The organism is Streptosporangium amethystogenes subsp. fukuiense (assembly GCF_042665875.1).
Lineage (GTDB): Bacteria > Actinomycetota > Actinomycetes > Streptosporangiales > Streptosporangiaceae > Streptosporangium > Streptosporangium fukuiense.
On record NZ_JBHTEE010000001.1, the window covers coordinates 4,710,729 to 4,730,831 of the forward strand.

Annotated in this window: 23 protein-coding genes; 8 read left to right on the top strand and 15 right to left on the bottom strand. The window is 69.9% G+C overall.

The features are described from left to right. Positions 1–19 precede the first annotated feature (19 nt). The 5 genes from urtE to urtA form a co-directional block, all read right to left on the bottom strand. Positions 20–709 carry an urea ABC transporter ATP-binding subunit UrtE gene (gene urtE / locus ACFQVD_RS19980; protein WP_343978534.1) on the bottom strand — a complete coding sequence of 230 codons (690 nt, stop codon included), beginning with the start codon at positions 707–709 and terminating at the stop codon, positions 20–22. Then, positions 687–1,445, bottom strand: a complete 759-nt coding sequence (gene urtD, locus ACFQVD_RS19985) for an urea ABC transporter ATP-binding protein UrtD (RefSeq protein WP_343978537.1) — start codon at positions 1,443–1,445, stop codon at positions 687–689. Before urtD ends, urtE begins: the two co-directional genes overlap by 23 nt. Then, positions 1,442–2,551, bottom strand: a complete 1,110-nt coding sequence (urtC, locus tag ACFQVD_RS19990; RefSeq protein WP_343978540.1) for an urea ABC transporter permease subunit UrtC — start codon at positions 2,549–2,551, stop codon at positions 1,442–1,444. Before urtC ends, urtD begins: the two co-directional genes overlap by 4 nt. Next, positions 2,548–3,414: an urea ABC transporter permease subunit UrtB gene (urtB, locus tag ACFQVD_RS19995; protein ID WP_343978543.1), complete on the bottom strand. Its 867-nt coding sequence runs from the start codon at positions 3,412–3,414 to the stop codon at positions 2,548–2,550. Before urtB ends, urtC begins: the two co-directional genes overlap by 4 nt. Positions 3,415–3,531: 117 nt before the next feature. After that, positions 3,532–4,767: an urea ABC transporter substrate-binding protein gene (urtA, locus tag ACFQVD_RS20000; protein WP_343978546.1), complete on the bottom strand. Its 1,236-nt coding sequence runs from the start codon at positions 4,765–4,767 to the stop codon at positions 3,532–3,534. A 330-nt stretch (positions 4,768–5,097) separates the two neighbouring features. On the opposite strand from urtA, the gene ACFQVD_RS20005 reads away from it, so the two are divergent. Genes ACFQVD_RS20005 through ACFQVD_RS20030 form a run of 6 tightly spaced genes read left to right on the top strand, consistent with a single transcriptional unit; the run spans position 5,098 to position 9,704 of the window. Next, positions 5,098–5,400: an urease subunit gamma gene (locus ACFQVD_RS20005; RefSeq protein ID WP_343978549.1), complete on the top strand. Its 303-nt coding sequence runs from the start codon at positions 5,098–5,100 to the stop codon at positions 5,398–5,400. 22 nt (positions 5,401–5,422) lie between these two features. Next, positions 5,423–5,749, top strand: a complete 327-nt coding sequence (locus ACFQVD_RS20010; protein ID WP_030903960.1) for an urease subunit beta — start codon at positions 5,423–5,425, stop codon at positions 5,747–5,749. After that, complete coding sequence (locus tag ACFQVD_RS20015) at positions 5,739–7,454, top strand: urease subunit alpha (RefSeq protein WP_343978555.1); 1,716 nt, start codon at positions 5,739–5,741, stop codon at positions 7,452–7,454. The genes ACFQVD_RS20010 and ACFQVD_RS20015 overlap by 11 nt, the downstream gene beginning before the upstream one ends. Before the next feature lie 27 nt (positions 7,455–7,481). Further along, a complete protein-coding gene (locus ACFQVD_RS20020) occupies positions 7,482–8,195 on the top strand; it encodes an urease accessory protein UreF (protein ID WP_386271745.1) in 714 nt (237 codons plus the stop codon). Positions 8,196–8,222: 27 nt separating this feature from the next. After that, positions 8,223–8,891, top strand: a complete 669-nt coding sequence (gene ureG / locus ACFQVD_RS20025; RefSeq protein ID WP_386368860.1) for an urease accessory protein UreG — start codon at positions 8,223–8,225, stop codon at positions 8,889–8,891. 3 nt (positions 8,892–8,894) lie between these two features. Further along, positions 8,895–9,704 carry an urease accessory protein UreD gene (locus tag ACFQVD_RS20030; RefSeq protein ID WP_343979817.1) on the top strand — a complete coding sequence of 270 codons (810 nt, stop codon included), beginning with the start codon at positions 8,895–8,897 and terminating at the stop codon, positions 9,702–9,704. 52 nt (positions 9,705–9,756) lie between these two features. On the opposite strand, the gene era is transcribed toward ACFQVD_RS20030, so the two are convergent. The 7 genes from era to ACFQVD_RS20065 all read right to left on the bottom strand — a co-directional run bounded on the left by era (position 9,757) and on the right by ACFQVD_RS20065 (position 15,455). After that, positions 9,757–10,677, bottom strand: coding sequence for a GTPase Era (gene era / locus ACFQVD_RS20035; protein WP_343979821.1), 921 nt, complete (start codon positions 10,675–10,677; stop codon positions 9,757–9,759). 17 nt (positions 10,678–10,694) lie between these two features. Next, positions 10,695–11,027 carry a cytidine deaminase gene (locus ACFQVD_RS20040; RefSeq protein WP_343979824.1) on the bottom strand — a complete coding sequence of 111 codons (333 nt, stop codon included), beginning with the start codon at positions 11,025–11,027 and terminating at the stop codon, positions 10,695–10,697. A gap of 81 nt (positions 11,028–11,108) precedes the next feature. Then, positions 11,109–11,735: a hypothetical protein gene (locus ACFQVD_RS20045; RefSeq protein ID WP_386271748.1), complete on the bottom strand. Its 627-nt coding sequence runs from the start codon at positions 11,733–11,735 to the stop codon at positions 11,109–11,111. A gap of 364 nt (positions 11,736–12,099) precedes the next feature. After that, on the bottom strand, positions 12,100–13,401 hold the full coding sequence (locus tag ACFQVD_RS20050) for a hemolysin family protein (protein ID WP_343979830.1): 1,302 nt from the start codon (positions 13,399–13,401) through the stop codon (positions 12,100–12,102). Next, complete coding sequence (gene ybeY / locus ACFQVD_RS20055; RefSeq protein ID WP_343979833.1) at positions 13,398–13,880, bottom strand: rRNA maturation RNase YbeY; 483 nt, start codon at positions 13,878–13,880, stop codon at positions 13,398–13,400. Before ybeY ends, ACFQVD_RS20050 begins: the two co-directional genes overlap by 4 nt. Positions 13,881–13,947: 67 nt before the next feature. After that, complete coding sequence (locus ACFQVD_RS20060) at positions 13,948–15,012, bottom strand: PhoH family protein (RefSeq protein ID WP_343979836.1); 1,065 nt, start codon at positions 15,010–15,012, stop codon at positions 13,948–13,950. A gap of 92 nt (positions 15,013–15,104) precedes the next feature. After that, on the bottom strand, positions 15,105–15,455 hold the full coding sequence (locus tag ACFQVD_RS20065) for a histidine triad nucleotide-binding protein (RefSeq protein WP_343980021.1): 351 nt from the start codon (positions 15,453–15,455) through the stop codon (positions 15,105–15,107). 282 nt (positions 15,456–15,737) lie between these two features. On the opposite strand from ACFQVD_RS20065, the gene ACFQVD_RS20070 reads away from it, so the two are divergent. Together ACFQVD_RS20070 and ACFQVD_RS20075 are read left to right on the top strand one after the other, a co-directional pair. Continuing rightward, positions 15,738–16,217, top strand: coding sequence for a SigE family RNA polymerase sigma factor (locus ACFQVD_RS20070; RefSeq protein WP_043655278.1), 480 nt, complete (start codon positions 15,738–15,740; stop codon positions 16,215–16,217). Beyond that, on the top strand, positions 16,214–16,909 hold the full coding sequence (locus ACFQVD_RS20075; protein WP_343979842.1) for a hypothetical protein: 696 nt from the start codon (positions 16,214–16,216) through the stop codon (positions 16,907–16,909). The genes ACFQVD_RS20070 and ACFQVD_RS20075 overlap by 4 nt, the downstream gene beginning before the upstream one ends. Before the next feature lie 131 nt (positions 16,910–17,040). Here ACFQVD_RS20075 and ACFQVD_RS20080 read toward each other — a convergent pair whose 3' ends face one another. From ACFQVD_RS20080 to hrcA, 3 genes are all read right to left on the bottom strand, one after another. Further along, positions 17,041–17,772 (bottom strand): 16S rRNA (uracil(1498)-N(3))-methyltransferase, encoded by a 732-nt coding sequence (locus tag ACFQVD_RS20080; protein WP_343979845.1) that lies wholly within the window; start codon positions 17,770–17,772, stop codon positions 17,041–17,043. 66 nt (positions 17,773–17,838) lie between these two features. Continuing rightward, on the bottom strand, positions 17,839–18,978 hold the full coding sequence (gene dnaJ, locus ACFQVD_RS20085) for a molecular chaperone DnaJ (RefSeq protein WP_343979848.1): 1,140 nt from the start codon (positions 18,976–18,978) through the stop codon (positions 17,839–17,841). 14 nt (positions 18,979–18,992) lie between these two features. Beyond that, complete coding sequence (gene hrcA, locus ACFQVD_RS20090) at positions 18,993–20,006, bottom strand: heat-inducible transcriptional repressor HrcA (protein WP_030903995.1); 1,014 nt, start codon at positions 20,004–20,006, stop codon at positions 18,993–18,995. Between the last annotated feature and the right edge of the window lie 97 nt (positions 20,007–20,103).

The following is a 20,103-nucleotide window of genomic DNA, read 5'->3' on the forward strand; positions in this document are numbered from 1 at the left end:
TGATATGGAATAGTGCGGCTCACACGGCAAGAAGGCGGTGAATTTCCTCTCCGTGTAATTCCTCCACCGCTCCCGAATGGGCGACGTGCCCGGCGTCGAGGATGAGAAAACGGTCGGCGAGACGGAGCGCCAGGTCCAGATACTGTTCGACCAGCAGGAGCGACAGGCCGGAGGCGTGCAGCCGCTCGATCGCCTCCTCGATCTCGATGATGATCGAGGGCTGGATGCCCTCGGTGGGCTCGTCCAGGATGAGCAGCCTGGGTCGGGTGACGAGCGCGCGGGCGATCGCGAGCTGCTGCTGCTGTCCGCCGGACAGGAATCCGGCACGCCGCTTGAGCAGCGGCTTCAGGCGGGGGAAGGTCTCCAGCGCCTCCTCCAGCGCCTCCTGCGGGCCGCCGGAGGCCTCCAGCGTGACCTGAAGGTTGCCGAGCACGCTGAGCTGAGGGAAGGTCTCGTGCCCCTGGGGGACGTACGCCATGCCGAGCCGTACCCGCTCGTGCGGCGGCAGGCGCGTCACGTCCCGGCCCTCGAAGGTGACCGAACCCGCGGTGGCGGGCAGCACGCCCATCACGGTGTTGAGCAGGGTGGTCTTGCCCACCCCGTTGCGGCCCATCACGCACACCAGCTGCCCTGGCTCCACCCGCAGGGAGACCCCGAACAGCACCCGGGCCCTGCCGTACCCGGCGTCAAGATCCTGTACTGACAGCATCGCCGCGCTTCCTTCCGAGATAGACCTCCTGCACGCGCGGGTCGTCGCGGACCTGGTCCACCGAGCCCTCGATCAGCACCTTGCCCTCGTGCAGGACGGTGACCTGCGAGGCGTACCTGCGCAGGAACTCCATGTCATGTTCGATCACGATCACCGTGTGGTCGTCGGCCACGGACGTCAGCAGCTCACCGGTCCGTTCCCGCTCGTCCTTCGACATCCCGGCCACCGGCTCGTCCAGCAGGAGCAGCTTGGGGCTCTGGGTGAGCAGCATGCCGATCTCCAGCCACTGCCGCTGCCCATGGGAGAGCACCCCCGCGGGCCGGTCGGCCAGCTCCCGCAGCCCCGTGGTCTCCAGTGCGTCGGCGACGGCCTCGGAGATCCCGCGCCTGCGCCGGGCCAGCGACCAGAGCGGGCGCCGGAAGGAGGCCGCCAGGTCGAGGTTCTCCAGGACCGTGAGCTCCTCGAAGACCACCGAGGTCTGGAAGGTGCGCCCGACACCGAGCCTGACGATGCTGTGCTCGCGCAGGCCAGCCAGGCTGCGGCCGGCGAAGACGATCTCGCCGGCGGTGGGGCGGGTGAGGCCGGTGATGACGTCGATGAGCGTGGTCTTCCCCGCCCCGTTGGGGCCGATCAGGAAGCGCAGTTCCCCCTCCTCGACGGTCAGGTCGATGCCGTCGATGGCGCGGAAGCCGTCGAAGACCACCGACAGCCCGCGTACCTCGATGATCGGGCTCATCCGACCTCCTCCATGACTCTCCTGCCGGGGGCGTCGTCCGTGGGCGGGGATTCCGGGGTCGTGGGGCGCTTCGACCGCCGGGCCAGGGCGTCGCGGGCCGACGCCGCCAGGCCGAGGATCCCCTTGGGGGCCAGGGTCATCACGAGGATGAACAGCGCGCCCTGCAGGTAGAGCCAGCCGTCGGCGAACTGCTCGCTGAAGGAGGTCTTGGCGTACCCCATGACGACCGCGCCGAGGACGGCCCCGGCGAGGGCGAACCTGCCGCCCACCGCGACCGCGACGACCAGTTCGAGCGAGGGGACCACCCCCAGCAGCGCGGGCGAGATGATGCCGACCACCGGCACGAACAGGGCACCCGCCAGCCCGGCCATGCCCGCTGAGATCGCGAAGACGACGGTCTTCACCCTGGCCGGGTCGTAGCCGAGGAACCTGACGCGGTCCTCGCCGTCCCTGATCGCGACGAGCAGCCGCCCGAAGCGGCTGCCCACCAGCTGGCGGGCACCGAGGTAGAGCAGCCCGGTGACGACCGCGACCACGAAGTAGAGCCCGCGCTGGGTGGAGTCCGCGGCCAGGTCCTGGCCGAACAGGTCGAAGAAGTTGGTCAGCCCGTTGGTGCCGCCGGTCAGGCCCTGCCGGCCGACGAGCAGGATGACGAACGCGGCGGCGAGCGCCTGGGTGAGGATCGCGAAGTACGCGCCGCGCACCCGCTGGCGGAACACCAGCAGGCCCAGCACGGTGGCGATCAGCATCGGCCCGAGTACCACCATGGCCAGCGCGAACACCGGGTTGGCGAACGGTTTCCAGAGCGCGGGCAACTGCTCGACCCCACTCCAGATCATGAAGTCGGGCAGGTCTCCCTGGGCGTCCACCAGCTTCAGGTGCATGCCCATCGCGTAGCCGCCGAGCCCGAAGAACACGCCCTGGCCGAGGACGAGCATGCCGCCCTGCCCCCAGGCCAGGCCGATGCCCAGGGCGATGATCGCGAAGCAGAGGTACTTGGCCAGCAGGCCGAGGCGGAAGGGTTCCAGCACCAGCGGTGCGACGACCAGGGCGAGCACGGCCACCGCCGCGAAGAGCCCCGGCCCCTTGAGGCGGGTGAGATTCACGTTAGCGCCCTCGATCGGAGTACGAACAGGCCCTGCGGGCGGAACTGAAGGAAGGCGATGATCGCGGCGAACACGATGACCTTCGCCAGGCTGGCGTCGCTCCAGAACTCGGCGTAGGAGTTGAGCAGGCCGAGGCCCGCGGCGGCGATGACGGCGCCGCGCAGCTGGCCGAGGCCTCCGGCGACGACCACCAGGAAGGCGTCGACGATGTAGTAGGTGCCGAGTGCGGGTCCGACGGGGCCGATGAGGGTGAGGGCCACCCCGGCGACCCCGGCCAGCCCTGAGCCGATGAAGAAGGTGCGCTGGTCCACGCGGGCGGTGTTGATGCCGCTGACCGCGGCCAGCTGCCGGTTCTGCATCACGGCCTGCATCCGGCGGCCGGCGCCGGTGCGGTTCATGTAGGCCCAGATGCCGATGACCGTGGCGACGGCCAGGCCGAAGATGAACAGCCGGTTGTACGGCAGGGACGCGATGCCGCCCTGTAGCCAGGTGGGTGCCTGGACCTGCACGTTGGGCGCCCCGAACAGGTCGCGGGCGAGTTGCTGGAGCACGAGGCTGACGCCCCAGGTGAGCAGCAGGGTGTCGAGCGGGCGGCCGTAGAAGTGCCGGATCGCGGCCCGTTCCAGGATGAGCCCTATCAGCCCGGCGACCAGGAAGGCGACGGGCAGGGCCACGATCACCGCCATCCGGCCGGTGAGGTCCTGGAGCAGGTAGGCGGTGTACGCCCCGGCCATGATGAACTCGCCGTGGGCCATGTTGATCACGCCCATCTGGCCGAACGTGAACGTCAGCCCGAGGGCGATGAGAAGCAGCACGGCCCCGATGGACAGGCCGATCGGGAGCTGGTTGAGAAAGGCCTCCACCGAAGGTCCCCTTCCTACGAGTGTGTGGCTCCGGAGCCGGGCCACGCCGCGTCGTGGGCGCGCCACGGTACTTTCCGTGATCTGGTCACGGCCCGGTCCGGAGCCGGTCTTGGGGGGTCAGCCGGTGGCCAGGCCACTCGCCCAGGGGTAGCCCTTGAGGTAGGGGTCGGGCTTGATCGGCTCACCGGAGTTCCAGACCTCCTTGATGAGACCGTCGGGCTGGATCACCCCGATCCTGGCCGTCTTGTACATGTGCTGGTTCTCACCGTCGATGGTGACGAGGCCCTCGGGACGGTCCAGCGCGATGCCGCCCGCCGCCTTCCTGACCGCCTCGACCTCGACGCTGCCGGCCTTCTTGACCGCCTCGGCCCAGAGGTAGACGGCGTTGTACCCGGCCTCCATCGGGTCGGAGGTCACCTTGTCCGCGCCGTACTTGGCCTTGAACGCGGCGACGAACTTCTCGTTGGCCGCGTTGTCGGTGGTCTGGTAGTAGTTCCAGGCGACGGGGTGGCCGGCGATGTTGTCGACACCGATGCCCTTGACCTCCTCCTCGGCGACGCTCACCGACAGCACGGGCATCTTCTCCGCGGTGACCCCGGCGCTGTTGAGCTGCTTGAAGAAGGCGACGTTGCTGTCACCGTTGAGGGTGTTGAAGACGGCGTCCGGCTTGGCCTGGAGGACCTTGTTGGTCAGCGTGCTGTACTCGGTGTGGCCGAGCGGGGTGTACTCCTCGCCGAGGATCTCCATGTCGTTCGCCGCCGCGTACGCCTTGATGATCTTGTTGGCGGTCCGGGGGAAGACGTAGTCGCTGCCGACCAGGAAGATCTTCTTCTTGCCCTGTTCCTTGAGATAGTCGAGGCCGGGGATGATCTGCTGGTTGGTGGTGGCGCCGGTGTAGAAGATGTACGGCGAGCTCTCCAGGCCCTCGTACTGCACCGGGTACCACAGCAGGGCCTTGCTCCGCTCGAAGACCGGCAGCATCGCCTTGCGGCTGGCGGAGGTCCACCCACCGAAGGTGGTGGCGACCTTGTCCTGGCGGATGAGCTTGGTGGCCTTCTCCGCGAAGGTGGGCCAGTCGGACGCGCCGTCCTCCACCACCGGGACCAGCTTCTTGCCGAGCACTCCCCCGGCGGCGTTGATCTCCTCGATGGCGAGCAGTTCCGCGTCCCTGACGGTCACCTCGCTGATGGCCATGGTGCCGCTCAGCGAGTGCAGGATGCCGACCTTGATGTCTCCCTCACCGCCGCTCGCGGCGGCCGCGTCCTTGTTCGCAGGGGCTTCACCGCCGCAGGCGGTCAGCGTCGCGACCAGTGCCGCGACGGCCACCGCGGAGCACCATGCTGTCTTCCTCAATGACTTTCCTCCTTGCCGGTACGGCCCCCGCACCGATCTATCTGCCGCCAAGGTGACTGAGTGAGGTTTCCCGCCTAGTTCGCGGTTGTTAATTGCGCCTTACCGGGATATCACCGCCGTGACAGGACGCGGCGCCGCGAATAACCCCCGAATATTTGTCCCGATAAATCAACAAATTTCGTGATATTAACTTCAGAACGCCTCGGCGGGCCCGCAAGGAAGGAGCGCCGATGGACGGTTCCTCCTCTTTCGCGCAGCTCACGTCCTCTGGAAACAGGCATGACATCGACGCGCAACGTCACCGAAACCGCCGGTTCCTATGGTCCGGGCATGCGGCTCACACCACACGAGCAGGAACGCCTGCTCATCCACGTCGCCGCCGGTCTCGCCCGCGACCGCAGGTCACGTGGCCTCCGGCTCAACCACCCCGAGGCCACCGCGATCATCGCGTCCTTCCTCATGGAGGGGGCCAGGGACGGGCGGACCGTCGCCGAGCTGATGGAGGCGGGGCGCAAGGTGCTCTCCCGCGACGACGTCATGGAGGGGGTGCCCGAGATGCTGTCGTCCGTGCAGATCGAGGCCACCTTCCCCGACGGCACCAAGCTCGTCACCGTCCACCAGCCGATCCCGTGACCACAAGGAGCGGTGAGCGCCGATGACACCCGGCGAGATCCTGTACGGCGACACGCCCATCCCGCTCAACCCGGGCCGCGAGCGCGTCACCGTCCGCGTCGTCAACACCGCGGACCGGCCGATCCAGGTCGGCTCGCACTACCACTTCTCCGCGTGCAACCCCGGCCTGGAGTTCGACCGCCAGGCGGCCTGGGGCACCCGGCTCGACGTCCCCGCGGGTACGGCGGTGCGGTTCGAACCCGGTGTGGAGCGCGACGTGACCCTCGTGCCGATCGGCGGGCTGCGGATCGTCCCCGGTCTCCGTCCCGAATGGGCCGGACCTCTCGACGGGAGTCCCGGTGTTCATTGAACGATCCCGCTACGCCGCGCTCTACGGCCCCACCGTCGGGGATCGGATCAGGCTGGCGGACACCGACCTGCTCATCGAGGTCACCGAGGACCTGTCGACGGGCCCCGCTGGAGCGGGCGACGAGGCGGTCTTCGGCGGTGGCAAGGTCATCAGGGAGTCGATGGGCCAGGCCAGGACCACCAGGGCCGAGGGTGCGCCCGACCTGGTGATCACCGGTGCGGTGATCCTCGACCACTGGGGCGTGGTCAAGGCGGACATCGGCGTCAGGGACGGCCGCATCGTGGCGATCGGCAAGGCCGGAAACCCCGACACCATGGACGGAGTCCATCCGGACCTGGTGATCGGCCCCTCGACCGAGATCCTGGCGGGCAACGGGAAGATCCTGACCGCCGGGGCGATCGACTCCCATGTCCATCTGATCTGCCCGCAGATCCTCGACGAGGCCCTCGCCGCCGGGGTGACGACCATCGTGGGCGGCGGCACCGGACCCGCCGAGGGCACCAAGGCCACCACCGTCACCGGCACCTGGTACCTCGCCCGGATGCTGGAGTCTCTCGACTCCTACCCGATCAACGTCGCGCTGCTCGGCAAGGGCAACACGGTCAGCCGCGAGGGGCTGCTGGAACAACTCCGCGCCGGGGCCTCAGGTTTCAAGCTGCACGAGGACTGGGGCACCACCCCGGCCGCCATCGACGCCTGCCTGTCGGTGGCCGATGCCACCGGCACCCAGGTCACGATCCACACCGACACCCTCAACGAGGCCGGGTTCGTGGAGTCGACGCTGGCGGCGATCGGCGACCGGATGATCCACGCCTACCACACCGAGGGAGCCGGCGGCGGGCACGCACCCGACATCATCCGGGTCGCCTCCTACGGCAACATCCTGCCGTCCTCGACCAACCCGACCCGCCCGCACACCGTCAACACGCTCGACGAGCACCTCGACATGCTGATGGTCTGCCACCACCTCAACCCGTCCATCCCCGAGGACCTGGCGTTCGCCGAGTCCCGGATCCGGCCGTCCACGATGGCGGCCGAGGACATCCTGCACGACATGGGCGCGATCTCGATGATCGGCTCGGACTCTCAGGCGATGGGCCGGGTGGGCGAGACGATCATCCGGACCTGGCAGACCGCGCACGTGATGAAGCGCCGCCGGGGGGCTCTGCCGGGTGACGGCCCCGCCGACAACCACCGGGCCCGACGCTACGTCGCCAAGTACACGATCTGCCCGGCCGTGGCCCACGGTTTGGACGGCGAGGTCGGCTCGGTGGAGACCGGCAAGCTGGCCGACCTGGTCCTGTGGGACCCGGCCTTCTTCGGTATCAAACCGAACCTGGTGGTCAAGGGCGGTGTCATCGCCTACGCCCAGATGGGCGACGCGAACGCCTCCATCCCGACCCCGCAGCCGGTCATGCCGCGCCCGATGTTCGGTGCCGCCCCGGTCACCGCCGCAGCCACGTCCGTCCACTTCGTCGCCCCGCAGGCGATCGAGGACGGCCTCGCCGACCGGCTGGCCGTCCGCAGGCGCCTGCTGCCGGTGGCCGACGTCCGCCGCAGGGGCAAGGAGAGCATGCCGCTGAACGACGCCATGCCCAGGATCGACGTCGACCCCGACACCTTCGCGGTCAGCGTCGACGGCGACCTGATCGAACCCGCCCCCGCCGAGACCCTGCCCATGACCCAGCGCTACTTCCTGTTCTGACCCCCGCCCGGCCGAAGGGAGCCCCAGTTGAACGCCGCGCTGCTGCTACTGGCCGACTCCCGGCTGCCCGCGGGGGGGCACGGCCACTCCGGTGGCGCCGAGGAGGCGGTCAGGATCGGCGCGATCCGCGACCTTGCCGGCCTCGCCGCCTTTCTGCGGGGCCGACTGGCCACCGCGGGCCTGGTGACGGCCGCCCTCGCCGCCGCGGCCTGCGATCTCGGCGCGTCTCCCGCCGCGGCGACCGGCCGCTCGGAGTGGACGCGGCTGGACGCGGAGGCGGACGCCAGGATCTCCTCGCCCGCCCAGCGGGAGGCGAGCCGCACCCAGGGCAGGCTGCTGCTACGGACCTCGCGGAGGATCTGGCCCTCCCCGGTGCTCGACACGCTGGCCGGGGCCCTGCCCCAGGGCGCCCACCACCCCCTCGCGCTCGGCGCGGTGGCGGCCGTGGCGGGATGCTCCCCCGCCGAGGCCGCCCTGGCGGCGGCCTACACCTCCGTCACCGGACCCGCCACGGCGGCGGTACGGCTGCTCGGCCTCGACCCCGTCGCCGTCCACCGACTGCTCGCCGATCTCGCCCCGGCCGTGGAAAGGGCCGCGGCCACCGTCCCCACCGGCTGGGAGGCCCGCGGGGAGGCCCGCTGGGAGGCCTGCTGGGAGGCACTGCCCGCGCACGCCTCCCCCGCGCTCGACCTGCTCGCCGAACACCATATTCGTGCAGATATGCGGCTTTTCGTCTCCTGACGACCACCTGGAAGGACGGTGACCCACATGGGCGCCAACCACGACGACCACCACCACGCGGCCGACCCTGGCGGCCGGGCGTTACGCCTGGGCATCGGAGGCCCCGTCGGCAGCGGCAAGACCGCGCTGACCGCGGCGCTGTGCCGGACGCTCGGCCCGTTCATGCACCTGGGCGTGGTCACCAACGACATCTACACCACCGAGGACGCCGACTTCCTGCGCAGAGCGGGCGTGCTCGACCCGGAGCGGATCGTCGCCGTGCAGACCGGGTGCTGCCCGCACACCGCCATCCGGGACGACATCGCGGCCAACCTCGACGCGGTGGAGACCCTGGAGGAGCGGTTCGGCCCGCTCGACCTGGTGATCGTGGAGAGCGGCGGGGACAACCTCACCGCCACCTTCAGCAGGGGCCTGGCCGATCGGCAGATCTTCGTACTGGACGTGTCCGGCGGCGACAAGGTCCCGCGCAAGGGCGGCCCCGGCGTGACGACGGCCGACCTGCTCGTGATCGACAAGACCGATCTGGCCACGATGGTCGGCGCGGACCTCACGGTCATGTCACGCGACGCGGCGGCCGTCCGGGACGGCAAACCCGTGCTTTTCACCTCGATCAGGGAGGATCCACGAGCGTACGCGGTCTCCGAATGGGTCACCGGGCTCGTCGAGTCCTGGACCCACGAGCACTCCCACGCCTGAGTCATGTCCCTCACCAACCCGGTCCCCGCGCCCGTCCTGCCCGCTCCGGCGCCGGCGGAGTCCGTACCACGGCCGGAGCGGGCAGGTCGGCGGGCGATGAGGGCGCGGGCGGCGATCGCCACCCGGCGGGACGCGGCCGGCCGGACCGTCCTCGCCACGATGCGTTCCGGCCCACCGCTCACGCTGCGGGCGACCGCGCCCGGCCGGGTGCACCTGGTGTCCACCGCGGCGGCTCCGCTGGGCGGTGACGACCTGGCCCTCGACATCGAGGTGGCGCCGGGAACCGAACTGGAGGTGCGGTCGGTCGCGAGCACCCTGGTGCTGCCCGGCCCCGCCGGGGCCGAGTCACTGATGACGATCACGGCCCGGGTCGGCGCGGGCGCCTCGCTCAGATTCGCGCCGGAACCGACGGTGCTCGCGGCTGGCTGCCTGCATCGCATGGTCGTCCGGCTCGACCTGGCCGAGGACGCACGGGTGCGCTGGCGCGAGGAGATCGTCTTCGGCCGGTACGGCGAGCGCCCCGGACGCTGCCACTCGCGCTTCGACGCCGTTCTCGGAGGGGGACCGCTGCTCCGGCAGGAGTTCGTGGTGGGCGACGCGGAGATCGACGACAGTCCCGCGGTCTACGGCGACGCCCGTTGCGTGGGCAGCGTCCTGGTCACCGGCCGGGCACCGGAGACGGTGGTCGGCCAGGGCTGGGCCGTCCTGCCCCTGGCCGGGCCGGCCACCCTGGTCTCCGCGCTCGGCCGGGACGCCGTCGAACTGCGGCGACGGCTCGGGCACGGGGAGGAAGCCGTCACCGGCCGCCGCTGAGAAGCACGGCCGCGGTTGCCGGAGCCCGGCCGCACGCCCCCGCCGGGACCCGTCAGTCGTAGAAACCCAGGCGGCGGAGCTGCTTGGGGTCGCGCTGCCAGTCCTTGGCGACGCTGATGCGCAGGTCGAGGTAGACGCGAGTGCCGAGGAGCGCCTCGATCTGCCGGCGGGCGCGGCTGCCGACGTCCTTCAGCCGGGAGCCCCTGTGCCCGATCACGATGGCCTTCTGGGACGGACGCTCGACGAACATGTGAGCGTAGATGTCGAGAAGGTCGTCACGCCCCTGTCTGGGCAGCATCTCGTCGACGACCACCGCGATCGAGTGTGGCAACTCGTCACGCACCCCCTCCAGGGCCGCCTCCCGGATCAGCTCGCCGACCAGCACCTGCTCGGGCTCGTCGGTGAGCTGTCCTCCCTCGTACAGCGGCGGGCTCTGCGGCAGGCGCTGGACCAGCACGTCGGCCAGCACGTCGAGCTGCTCACCCGACTGCGCGGAGACCGGCACGATGTCATCGAACTCGGCGAGCTGGGAGACCGCGAGCAGCTGCGCGGCGATCTGCTCGCGGGCCGCCAGGTCGCACTTGGTCACCACGGCGACCACCGGGGTCTTCTTGACGCCCGCGAGCTTCTCGGCGATGAACCGGTCACCCTTGCCGATGGGCTCGTTGGCGGGCACGCAGAAGCCGATCACGTCGACCTCGGTGAGGGTGGAGAGCACCAGGCTGTCCAGCCGCTCACCCAGGAGCGTGCGGGGCCGGTGCAGGCCCGGCGTGTCGACGATGACGAGCTGGGAGTCGGGGCGGTGCACGATGCCACGGATGGCCCGGCGGGTCGTCTGGGGCTTGGAGGAGGTGATCGCCACCTTCGTGCCGACCAACGCGTTCATCAGCGTGGACTTGCCGACGTTGGGCCGGCCGACGAAGCAGGCGAAACCGGCATGGAAATCAGCAGCTGAGGAACTCACGTCAACCATTGTCGCCGATACCGGACTCAGCTCTGACGCGGTGTCCCGTCAGGACCGGCCACCAGCAGGGTCTCGGCACCCAGGTCGCGGACCGCCCGCCGGTCGTCGTCGGAGGGCCCCGCACCCGCGGTGACCAGCGCGGCCGCCTCCAGCGACTCCGCTCCACCGGACACCGCCATCGCCACGGCGACCTGGATCGCCGACAGGGTCAGCGACGGCAGCGCCACATTGGTCGCCGAGTAGGTCCGGCCCGTCTCGTCCCGTACGGCCGCGCCCTCGGCGGCTCCGTTGCGTGCACGGGTGGACCGGGCCAGCACGATGATCTTCTTGTCCTCGGGATCGAGGGTCGCGTCACTCACAGCACAAGGGTATTCAGCTTCCGGTGCCAAGGACGACACCGGTGCGGCCCCGGCACCAAAACGACACCGGTGCGGCCCCGCTCAGGCTGCGACCTCGTCGACCAGCAGGCGGGCGAGCTCCCGGGTGCGCTCGACGTCGACGTCCCTGACACCGGCGTGCACCAGTGAGATCAGGGTGTGGCCGCTGAGGGCGAACACCAGGTGCATCTCGTACGGATACCCGTTCAGCCTGCCGTTCAGCCGCCTGGCCTGCACCTCGTCGCCGACCCCTGTCAGGTTCAGGGGGGATACCCGAAGAGCGGTGCCGCGGCCCGCCACCTGGGCGCGTGCGACCGGGCAGCCGCTCAGTGCCTGCGTGAGCTCGTTGAAGTGAAGTTCGGCGTCGTCACCGCGGTAGGAGGCCAGACCGAACCCGGCCAGCTCCCCGACCCCGTCACCCTGGTAGGTCACGGCCGCCCGCGCCCCCAGTGCCCGCTGCGGCGGCCTGCCTCCCGCGGTGTCGAGAACGAGCCGGCAGTCCTCGTTCACCGGCTGGAACGGGGCGCGCCAGCCGTCACGCGGACGGGCCGAGAACCCGTCGGGCAGCGCTCGCGCCTCGTCGAGCACTCCCCGCAGCCGGTTCAGCTCCGCGGCGCCGTCCATCGCGTCGCCGGGCCCCGCTCCGCCACCGCATCCGGCTGCGCCGCCCGCGATAAATCCACATAACACCGCAAAAACGACAATATTCATCCCCCGCGTCATGAGCATCCCCCCGATGTCATGTGCGAGGCGTCTCGTCCCCGCCGACTCGCTTTCTTCCCCGTCGGCAAAAGCGGCAATCATTAAGAAACGCCTAAGGGTGCCCTCAACCGTATTTCACGGTCGAGAACACCCCTAAGCGAGTGACGCAGGACAGCCACGAAGCCCGCGTGAACTCTTCTCCCCCGTGGGCCGACCCTCGCGCCGCGAACCCCTCCGGACGCGGAGATCTCCCACCGGCTCCCGCGCGACCAGGTGCCGTACGAGAAGCATCGCCCGTACCGCTTGCAGAGCACTTGCGGACGACTTGGGGCGAATCCACCGCCCCGGCCCGTCACTGGTCGGGGAAGGCCGGAACCGAGTCGGGCTCCGCGGGGGCGATCCTGGTGACGAGGACCGTGCCGATCCGGTTGCGACGCCCGGCGAGGCTCTCGGCCGTCAGGCTGAGACCCTCCACCACCGCCTGGGAACCGGCGATCGGCACCCGGCCCAGCGCGTGCGCCAGCAGCCCTCCGACGGTCTCGACGTCGTCGACCTCCAGCTCGATGCCGAACAGGTCTTCCAGATCGTCCACCGGGAGCCTGGCGGTCACCCGCACCGCGCCGCCCTCAAGCGGCTCCACCCTGGGGACCTCCTGGTCGTACTCGTCGGTGATCTCACCGACGATCTCCTCCAGGATGTCCTCGATGGTGACCAGACCGGCCGTGCCACCGTACTCGTCGATGACGATGGCCTGGTGGATCTGGCGGGCCTGCATCTCACGCAGCAGCTGGTCGATCGGCTTGCTCTCCGGCACGTAGGTGGCCGGGCGCATGATGGACTCCACCGGCTCGACGCGCCCGTCGTCACCGGTGTCCTGCACCCGGCGCGCGATGTCCTTGAGGTAGGCGATGCCGATGACGTCGTCCTCGTTCTCGCCGACCACCGGAATTCTGGAGAAACCGCTGCGCAGCGCGAGGGACATGGCCTGGCTCAGCGTCTTGCCGCGCTCGATGAACACCATGTCGGTGCGGGGCACCATGACCTCGCGGACCAGGGTGTCGCCGAGCTCGAAGACCGAATGGATCATCTCCCGCTCGTCGGGCTCGATGACCCGGCGCTCCTCGGCCAGATCGACCAGGTCCCGCAGCTCGGCCTCGGAGGTGAAGGGGCCCTCGCGAAAGCCCTTGCCCGGCGTCACCGCGTTGCCGAGCAGGATGAGCAGCTTGGGCAGGGGGCCGAAGATCCGGGTCAGGCCGTACACCACGGGGGCGCTGGCGAGCGCGATGGGCTCGGCGTGCTGGCGGCCCAGCGTGCGCGGGGAGACTCCGACGATCACGTAGCTGATGACGATCATGACCGCCGCCGCCGCGGCGTAGGCCCAGCCCTGGTCACCGAGCCAGTCGATGAAGAGCAGCGTACCGATCACCGTGGCGATCAGCTCGCAGCTCAGCCGGAGCAGGAGCAGGAGGTTCAGGTAGCGCGGCGGGTCGGCGACGATGGCCTGCAGACGCACCGCGCCCCGGCGGCCGTCACGGACGAACTCCTCCGCGCGAACCCTTGAGATGCGGGTCAGAGCCGTCTCCGCGCTGGCGATCAACCCGCCGACCACGACGAGGACGACGGCGGAGAACAACCACCCGTTGGCGAGGTTCACCGCTGGGGGCGCACCTCCTGCCACGACTCCAGAAGCTCGCCCTGAAGGCCGAACATCTCCTTGTGCTCCTCGGGCTCCGCGTGGTCGTAGCCGAGCAGGTGGAGGATGCCGTGCGTGCACAGCAACTCCAGCTCGGCCTCGGTGCCGTGCCCGGCCTCGGCCCCCTGCTTGGCGGCCACCTGCGGGCAGAGCACCACGTCACCGAGGAGCGCCGGGTCGGTGGGTGAGTCACCCTCCTGCCGCGCCCCCGCGCCCGGACCCGGCCGCAGCTCGTCCATCGGGAAGGCGAGCACGTCCGTGGGACCCGGCTCCCCCATCCACCGTTCGTGCAGAACCGACATGGTCTCCTCGTCGACGACCAGGATCGACAGCTCGGCGAGCGGGTTGATGCCCATCCGCTCCAGCACATGCCCGGCCAGCGAGACGATGAGTCCCTCGTCGATCTCGACACCGGACTCGTTGTTGACCTCGACGCTCACAGCTCCCCCCCTGTCTCCCACGTGCCGAGCGACCCGGCCCGCGCCCCGCGCCGGAGTCGTCCCGCGCTCATGTCCTCTCCCGGGGACGTTGCTTGACCATGCCCTTGATCTGCTGCGGCGCGCTCTGGCGCTGCGTCTCGTCATAGCGCCCGTACGCGTCCACGATGTCGCCCACCAGCTTGTGGCGCACCACGTCGGCGCTGGTCAGACGGCTGAAGTGGATGTCAGAGATGCCTTCGAGGATGTCCTGGACGACCCGCAGACCGCTCTGCGTGCCGTTCGGCAGGTCGACCTGGGTGACGTCACCGGTGACGACGATCTTCGAGTTGAACCCCAGCCGCGTCAGGAACATCTTCATCTGCTCCGGCGAGGTGTTCTGCGCCTCGTCCAGGATGATGTAGGCGTCGTTGAGGGTGCGGCCCCGCATGTAGGCGAGAGGGGCCACCTCGATCGTGCCCGCGGCCATCAGCCGGGGGATCGACTCAGGATCGAGCATGTCGTGCAGCGCGTCGTAGAGCGGGCGCAGGTAAGGATCGATCTTCTCGTAGAGCGTGCCCGGCAGGAAGCCCAGCCGCTCGCCCGCCTCGACCGCGGGGCGGGTGAGGATGATCCGGTTGACCTTCTTCTCCTGGAGGGCCTTCACGGCCTTCGCCATCGCGAGGTAGGTCTTGCCCGTGCCGGCCGGGCCGATGCCGAAGACGACGGTGAACTTGTCGATCGCGTCGACGTACCGCTTCTGGTTCACGGTCTTCGGGCGGATGGTCCGGCCCCGCGAGGAGATGATGTCCAGCGAGAGCACCTCGGCGGGACGATCGGAGGTCATCCGCAACATGGCGATGCTGCGCTCGACCGCGTCGACCGTGAGCTGCGCGCCTCCGCGGACGAGTTCGGACATCTCCTCGAAGAGTCGCACCACGGTGCTGCTCTCCTCCGGGCTGCCGGTGACGGTGATCTCGTTGCCCCGGACGTGGATGTCGGCGCGGAAGGCGCCCTCGATGACGCGCAACAGCTCATCGCGCGAGCCCAGCAGGCTGACCATCGACTGATCGTCCGGAATCACCACCTTCGCCTGAGTCCGGCTGGAACCCCTGGATCTCGGCGACGTTCTGCTGGAATCGTTTGTCTCGGACATGAGCTGGCCTTACGGCCTGTTCGCCTCCAGATATAGGCGTGGAACTTCAACGCCATCGTATCCGTGATCGCCAGGATCGCGCTTGCCGGTTTTCAGCCGGGCGGCCACTTCAGGCCCCGCCCTCCGATCACGTGTCCGTGCACGTGGAAGACGGTCTGACCGGCCTCGGGTCCGGTGTTGAACACCAGCCGGTAACCCGATTCCGCGACTCCCTCCTGACTGGCGACCGCGTGCGCGGCCTTGAGCACCTCGTCGGCCAGCCCCTGGTCGGCGGCCGCCAGCGCCGCGGCGTCCCGATGGTGCTCCCTGGGGACCACCAGCACATGGGTCGGCGCCTGGGGGTTGACGTCGCGGAAGGCCAGCGTGCGATCGGTCTCATAGACGATCTCCGCGGGGATCTCCCCGGCCACGATCTTGCAGAACAGGCAGTCGGCTTCACTCACCATGCAGGCACCTTACCGCCGAGGACGTTGCGAATCGGTGATGGTTCCCGCCAGCAAACAAAGATCCGCCCGGATATGGTGGTTGTGCAAAACTTCAACCAAGACAGCCTTTGCGCACAGCACCATACGGCCGCCTGGCGAGGACACGACTGGGTCATGCCCCTTAATGAACCGGAAGAGCGTAAACCCTCTGGGAAGGCCGAGCGTCCCACTGATGTGACCACCGAGACCCTCGTGGCAGACAGATCGCTCGGGGCGGCGCCCGTCGGATGGGATGCCGACATGGCCGTTACCGCGCTCTACAGCGCGCACTATCGGTCTCTTGTCCGTCTCGCCGTACTGCTCGTTCGCGACATGGCGACCGCGGAGGAGGTCGTGCAGGACGCGTTCGTCGCCATCCACGGCGCCTGGCGCCGCCTGCGCGACACCGACAAGGCACTGGCCTACCTGCGGCAGTCGGTCGTGAACCGATCACGTTCGGTGCTTCGGCACCGGGCGGTCGTCGAGAAGTACGCGCCCAAGGGCATGCCCGACGCGCCGAGCGCCGAGAACGGGGCGATCGGCGAGTTCGAGCGGTCCGCCGTCATCGAGGCGCTCCGCGGGCTGCCCGCGCGCCAGCGGGAGGCCCTGGTCCTGCGCTACTACGGAGACCTGTCCGAGGCGCAGATCGCCCACGCGATGGGCATCAGCAAAGGCGCGGTCAAGAGCCACACCGCTCGCGGCATGGCCGCCCTACGAACCTCACTGGAGCAACTGTCATGACCGACTCCCCGGATGAGTACGGCGAGCTGCTCCGCCGTGCGCTCAGCGCGGAGGCGAACTCGGTCGTTCCCTCCCCCGACGGGCTGGAGATAATTCGTGCCCGCATCGAGCGACGCGGGTTCCGCTGGCTGACGTGGTGGCGGACCGGGGCCTCCGTCGCCGGTGCGCTCCTGGTCGCGGCGACCATCGTCATGGTGGTCCCCCAGTTCCGCGAACAGGTGATCCCCCAGGTGAGCACCGGCACGGTCAACTTCACCGAGTCCACTCCCCCTCCGGACGGATCAGCCACCTCAAGGCCCCCGGCTCCGCCCCAACCGTCGTCCGGCCCCGCCCAGCTCCCCGCCGTCGGCAGGTCGGAGGCGGGCAGCCCCACGCTCCCGCCGACGCCCACTCCGTCCAGGAGCACCACGCCCAGCACGAGGCCGACCTCCAGGGCGACCCCGGCACCGTCGACTCACAGGCCGACGCCGACGCCCACCTGCCCCACCCCCCTCGACGACCCGCCGGTCGACCCCAGCGGGATCTCCAAGCAGTGCGAGGAGGCCGAGGCGACCCCCACGCCGACGAAGACGAGACCGTCGGCTCCCTCGGAGAGCCCGTGCTCGGCCGACGAGTGCGGGCCGTCGGATGACGCGTCGCCCCCGATGCCGACGGAGGCGAGCATCCCCGCGCCGACCCCGGTCAGCGGCTAGACCCTCCTGTCCGGCCGACCCCGGCGTGCCGAGGATCGGCCGGACGGCCCCTCCCGAGGAGGAGGAGCCGCGACGTGCCGGCGCCGGCCCGGCAGACGGAGGGCACAGGGCTCAGGGCCGCCGGCCAGGGGTCACCAGCGGCCGCTGCGTGTCTGGAGCACCGCCGCCGCGACGACCCCGGCCGTCGAGGTGCGCAGCACCGTCGGCCCGAGCAGCGCCGGTACCGCCTTGGCCTCGCGGAAAACGGCGATCTCCTCCTGCGACACCCCGCCCTCCGGGCCGACCACCACGACGATGTCGCCGCCCGCCGGGAGCGGCAGACCGGACAGCGGGGAGGCGGCCTCCTCGTGCAGCACGACGCCGAGCGCCGCCGCCGACAGCAGGGCGGCGACCCCGGCGGTGGACGCGAGCCCGGTCACCTCGGGCAGGCGGAAGCGACGTGACTGCTTGCCCGCCTCACGCGCCGTGGAGCGCCAGCGGGCCAGCGCCTTGGCCGCCCGCTCGCCCTTCCACTGGGTGACACACCTGGCCGCGGCCCAGGGAACGATCACGTCCACCCCCGCCTCGGTCATCATCTCCACGGCCAGCTCGCCCCGGTCGCCCTTGGGCAGCCCCTGGACCACGACCAGACGCGGAGACGGCACGGGCACCTCGTGACGGCGCAGTACCTGGACCCGGAGCGAATCCCTGCCCGCCTCGATCACCACGCACTCGGCGACGGAGCCCGCCCCGTCCGTCAGGTCGAGCCGCTCCCCGGCCCGCAGCCGCCGTACGGCCGCCGCGTGGCGCCCTTCGGGGCCGCCGAAGACGAACTCCGGCCTGGCCAGGTCGGCGGGTTCGGCCAGGAAGACCGGAACGGTCATGAGCCGTCGGAGCGGGCCGCCCCGGAACGGCCCCTGCCGCCGCGACGTGCGCGGGGACGGTCCGGGTCAGCGGCCATTGAAGGCGTCCCGCAGCCGGGAGAAGAAACTCTGCTGCCCGGGGGCGAACTTGCCGGGCGGGCGCTCCTCGCCGCGGAGCTTGGCGAGCTCCCTCAGCAGCTCCTCCTGTGTCGCGTCGAGACGGGAGGGGGTCTCCACGTTCACGTGGATCAGCAGATCGCCACGGCCGGTCTCGTTCAGGCGCTGCACACCGCGGCCGTAGAGCGGGATCGTCTGCCCCGACTGCGTACCGGGACGGATGTCCAGCTCCTCGGCTCCGTCGAGCGTCTCCATGGTCAGGATGGTGCCGAGCGCGGCCGCGGTCATCGGGATCTGCACCGTGCAGTGCAGGTCGTCGCCGCGCCGCTCGAAGATCTCGTGGGGGCGCTCGACGATCTCCAGGAACAGGTCGCCGGGCGGGCCGCCGCCTGGACCGATCTCGCCCTCTCCGGCGAGCTGGATGTGAGTGCCGTCCTCCACCCCGGCGGGGATGCGGACCTTGATGGTCCGCCGGGTACGGACCCTGCCGTCACCGGAGCACTCCTGGCAGGGGTTGCGGATGATCGACCCGAAGCCGCCACACTGCGGGCAGGGCCGTGAGGTCATGACCTGACCGAGGAAGGAGCGGGTGACCTGGGATACCTCACCCCGGCCATGACACATGTCACAGGTGTCGGGGTGGGTGCCTGCGGCGGCGCCCGACCCCGTGCAGACCTCGCAGACCACCGCGGTGTCGACGACCAGCTCGCGGGTCGTGCCGAAGCCCGACTCGCGCAGGTCGAGCTCGACCCGGATGGTGGCGTTGCGTCCGCGACGGGCACGCGAGCGGGGTCCACGCCCGCCGCCGCCACCGGCCGCGCCGAAGAAGGCGTCCATGATGTCGCTGAACGGGAAGCCGGCACCGAAGCCACCGGCCCCCGCGCCGCCCGAGGCGAACGGGTCGGCCCCCATGTCGTACATCTGCCGCTTGCTGGAGTCGGACAGGACCTCGTAGGCCTGTGTGATCTCCTTGAAGCGCTCCTGAGTCTCGGGGTCGGGGTTGACGTCAGGATGCAGTTCGCGCGCCAGACGTCGGTACGCCTTCTTGATCTCTTCCGCACTGGCGTCACGGCGCACCCCGAGGGTGCCGTAGTAGTCGCTCTTAGCCACTTTTCGTTGACCTCTTATGATGCAGCCAGGATCTGGCTGACGTAGCGTGCCACCGCGCGCACCGCGCCCATCGTGACCGGGTAGTCCATCCGCGTCGGGCCCAGCACACCTAGCCGGGCCAGTTGCTTGTCCCCAGAACCGTATCCGGCGGCGACGATCGACGTGCCCTGGAGTCCGGTGTAGGGGTTCTCCGAGCCGATCCGCACGGTCAGCGCCGACAGGTCGGAGGTCTCACCGAGCAGTCGCATGAGCACGACCTGCTCTTCCAGTGCCTCCAGCACATCGCGGAGCCCGACCGTGAAGTCGGCTCCCGCGAGGTTGGCGGCCCCGGCAAAAACGATCTTCTCATCGTGCCTGTCCACCAGGGACTCCAGCAGCACGGACAGGATCGTGGCCGCGAGCGGCCGATCCTCGGCGGGCAGCCGCTCCGGCAGGTCGGCGACCTTGTCGGGAACGCTGGTGAGCCCGCACCCGTCAAGGGAGGTGTTGAGCATCGCTCGCAGATGGGCCACCCGCTGCTCGTCCACGACGTCGGGCAGCTCGACCACACGCTGCTCCACCCGGCCGGTGTTGGTGATGAGCACGAACATCAGCCGGCGCTCGCTCAGCGGCACCAGCTCGACGTGCCGGACCGTCGAGTTGGTCAGTGTCGGATACTGCACCACGGCGACCTGCCGGGTGAGCTGGGCAAGCAGCCGCACCGTCCGCATGACGACGTCGTCGATGTCCACCGCACCCGCGAGAAAGCTCTCGATGGCCTTGCGCTCCGCGCTCGACAGGGGTTTCACCTGCGAGAGCCGATCAACGAAGAGCCGGTAGCCCTTGTCCGTGGGCACCCGACCGGCGCTGGTGTGAGGCTGGGCGATGTAGCCCTGCTCCTCCAGCACCGCCATGTCGTTACGGATCGTCGCCGGGGACACTCCCAGACTGTGCCGATCCGCGAGAGCCTTCGAACCCACCGGCTCGTTGGTGGACACGTAGTCCTCGACGATGGCGCGAAGCACGGCGAGCTTCCGGTCGTCGACCAACGTGGTCACCTCCCTGCCTGCGTTCAGATGGGAAACACGAGGTCTGGCACTCTGTGTTCCCGAGTGCCAAGTGTACGGCCCCCGTACGGAAGGCGCG

What these genes read in the sequence shown, in the direction of transcription:
- urtE (WP_343978534.1), bottom strand. Translation starts at nt 709, where the DNA reads ATGCTGTCAGTACAGGATCTTGACGCCGGGTACGGCAGGGCCCGGGTG.
- urtD (WP_343978537.1), bottom strand. Translation starts at nt 1,445, where the DNA reads ATGAGCCCGATCATCGAGGTACGCGGGCTGTCGGTGGTCTTCGACGGC.
- ACFQVD_RS20005 (WP_343978549.1), top strand. Translation starts at nt 5,098, where the DNA reads ATGCGGCTCACACCACACGAGCAGGAACGCCTGCTCATCCACGTCGCC.
- ACFQVD_RS20010 (WP_030903960.1), top strand. Translation starts at nt 5,423, where the DNA reads ATGACACCCGGCGAGATCCTGTACGGCGACACGCCCATCCCGCTCAAC.
- ureG (WP_386368860.1), top strand. Translation starts at nt 8,223, where the DNA reads ATGGGCGCCAACCACGACGACCACCACCACGCGGCCGACCCTGGCGGC.
- ACFQVD_RS20030 (WP_343979817.1), top strand. Translation starts at nt 8,895, where the DNA reads ATGTCCCTCACCAACCCGGTCCCCGCGCCCGTCCTGCCCGCTCCGGCG.
- era (WP_343979821.1), bottom strand. Translation starts at nt 10,677, where the DNA reads ATGGTTGACGTGAGTTCCTCAGCTGCTGATTTCCATGCCGGTTTCGCC.
- ACFQVD_RS20060 (WP_343979836.1), bottom strand. Translation starts at nt 15,012, where the DNA reads ATGTCCGAGACAAACGATTCCAGCAGAACGTCGCCGAGATCCAGGGGT.
- ACFQVD_RS20070 (WP_043655278.1), top strand. Translation starts at nt 15,738, where the DNA reads ATGGCCGTTACCGCGCTCTACAGCGCGCACTATCGGTCTCTTGTCCGT.
- ACFQVD_RS20075 (WP_343979842.1), top strand. Translation starts at nt 16,214, where the DNA reads ATGACCGACTCCCCGGATGAGTACGGCGAGCTGCTCCGCCGTGCGCTC.
- ACFQVD_RS20080 (WP_343979845.1), bottom strand. Translation starts at nt 17,772, where the DNA reads ATGACCGTTCCGGTCTTCCTGGCCGAACCCGCCGACCTGGCCAGGCCG.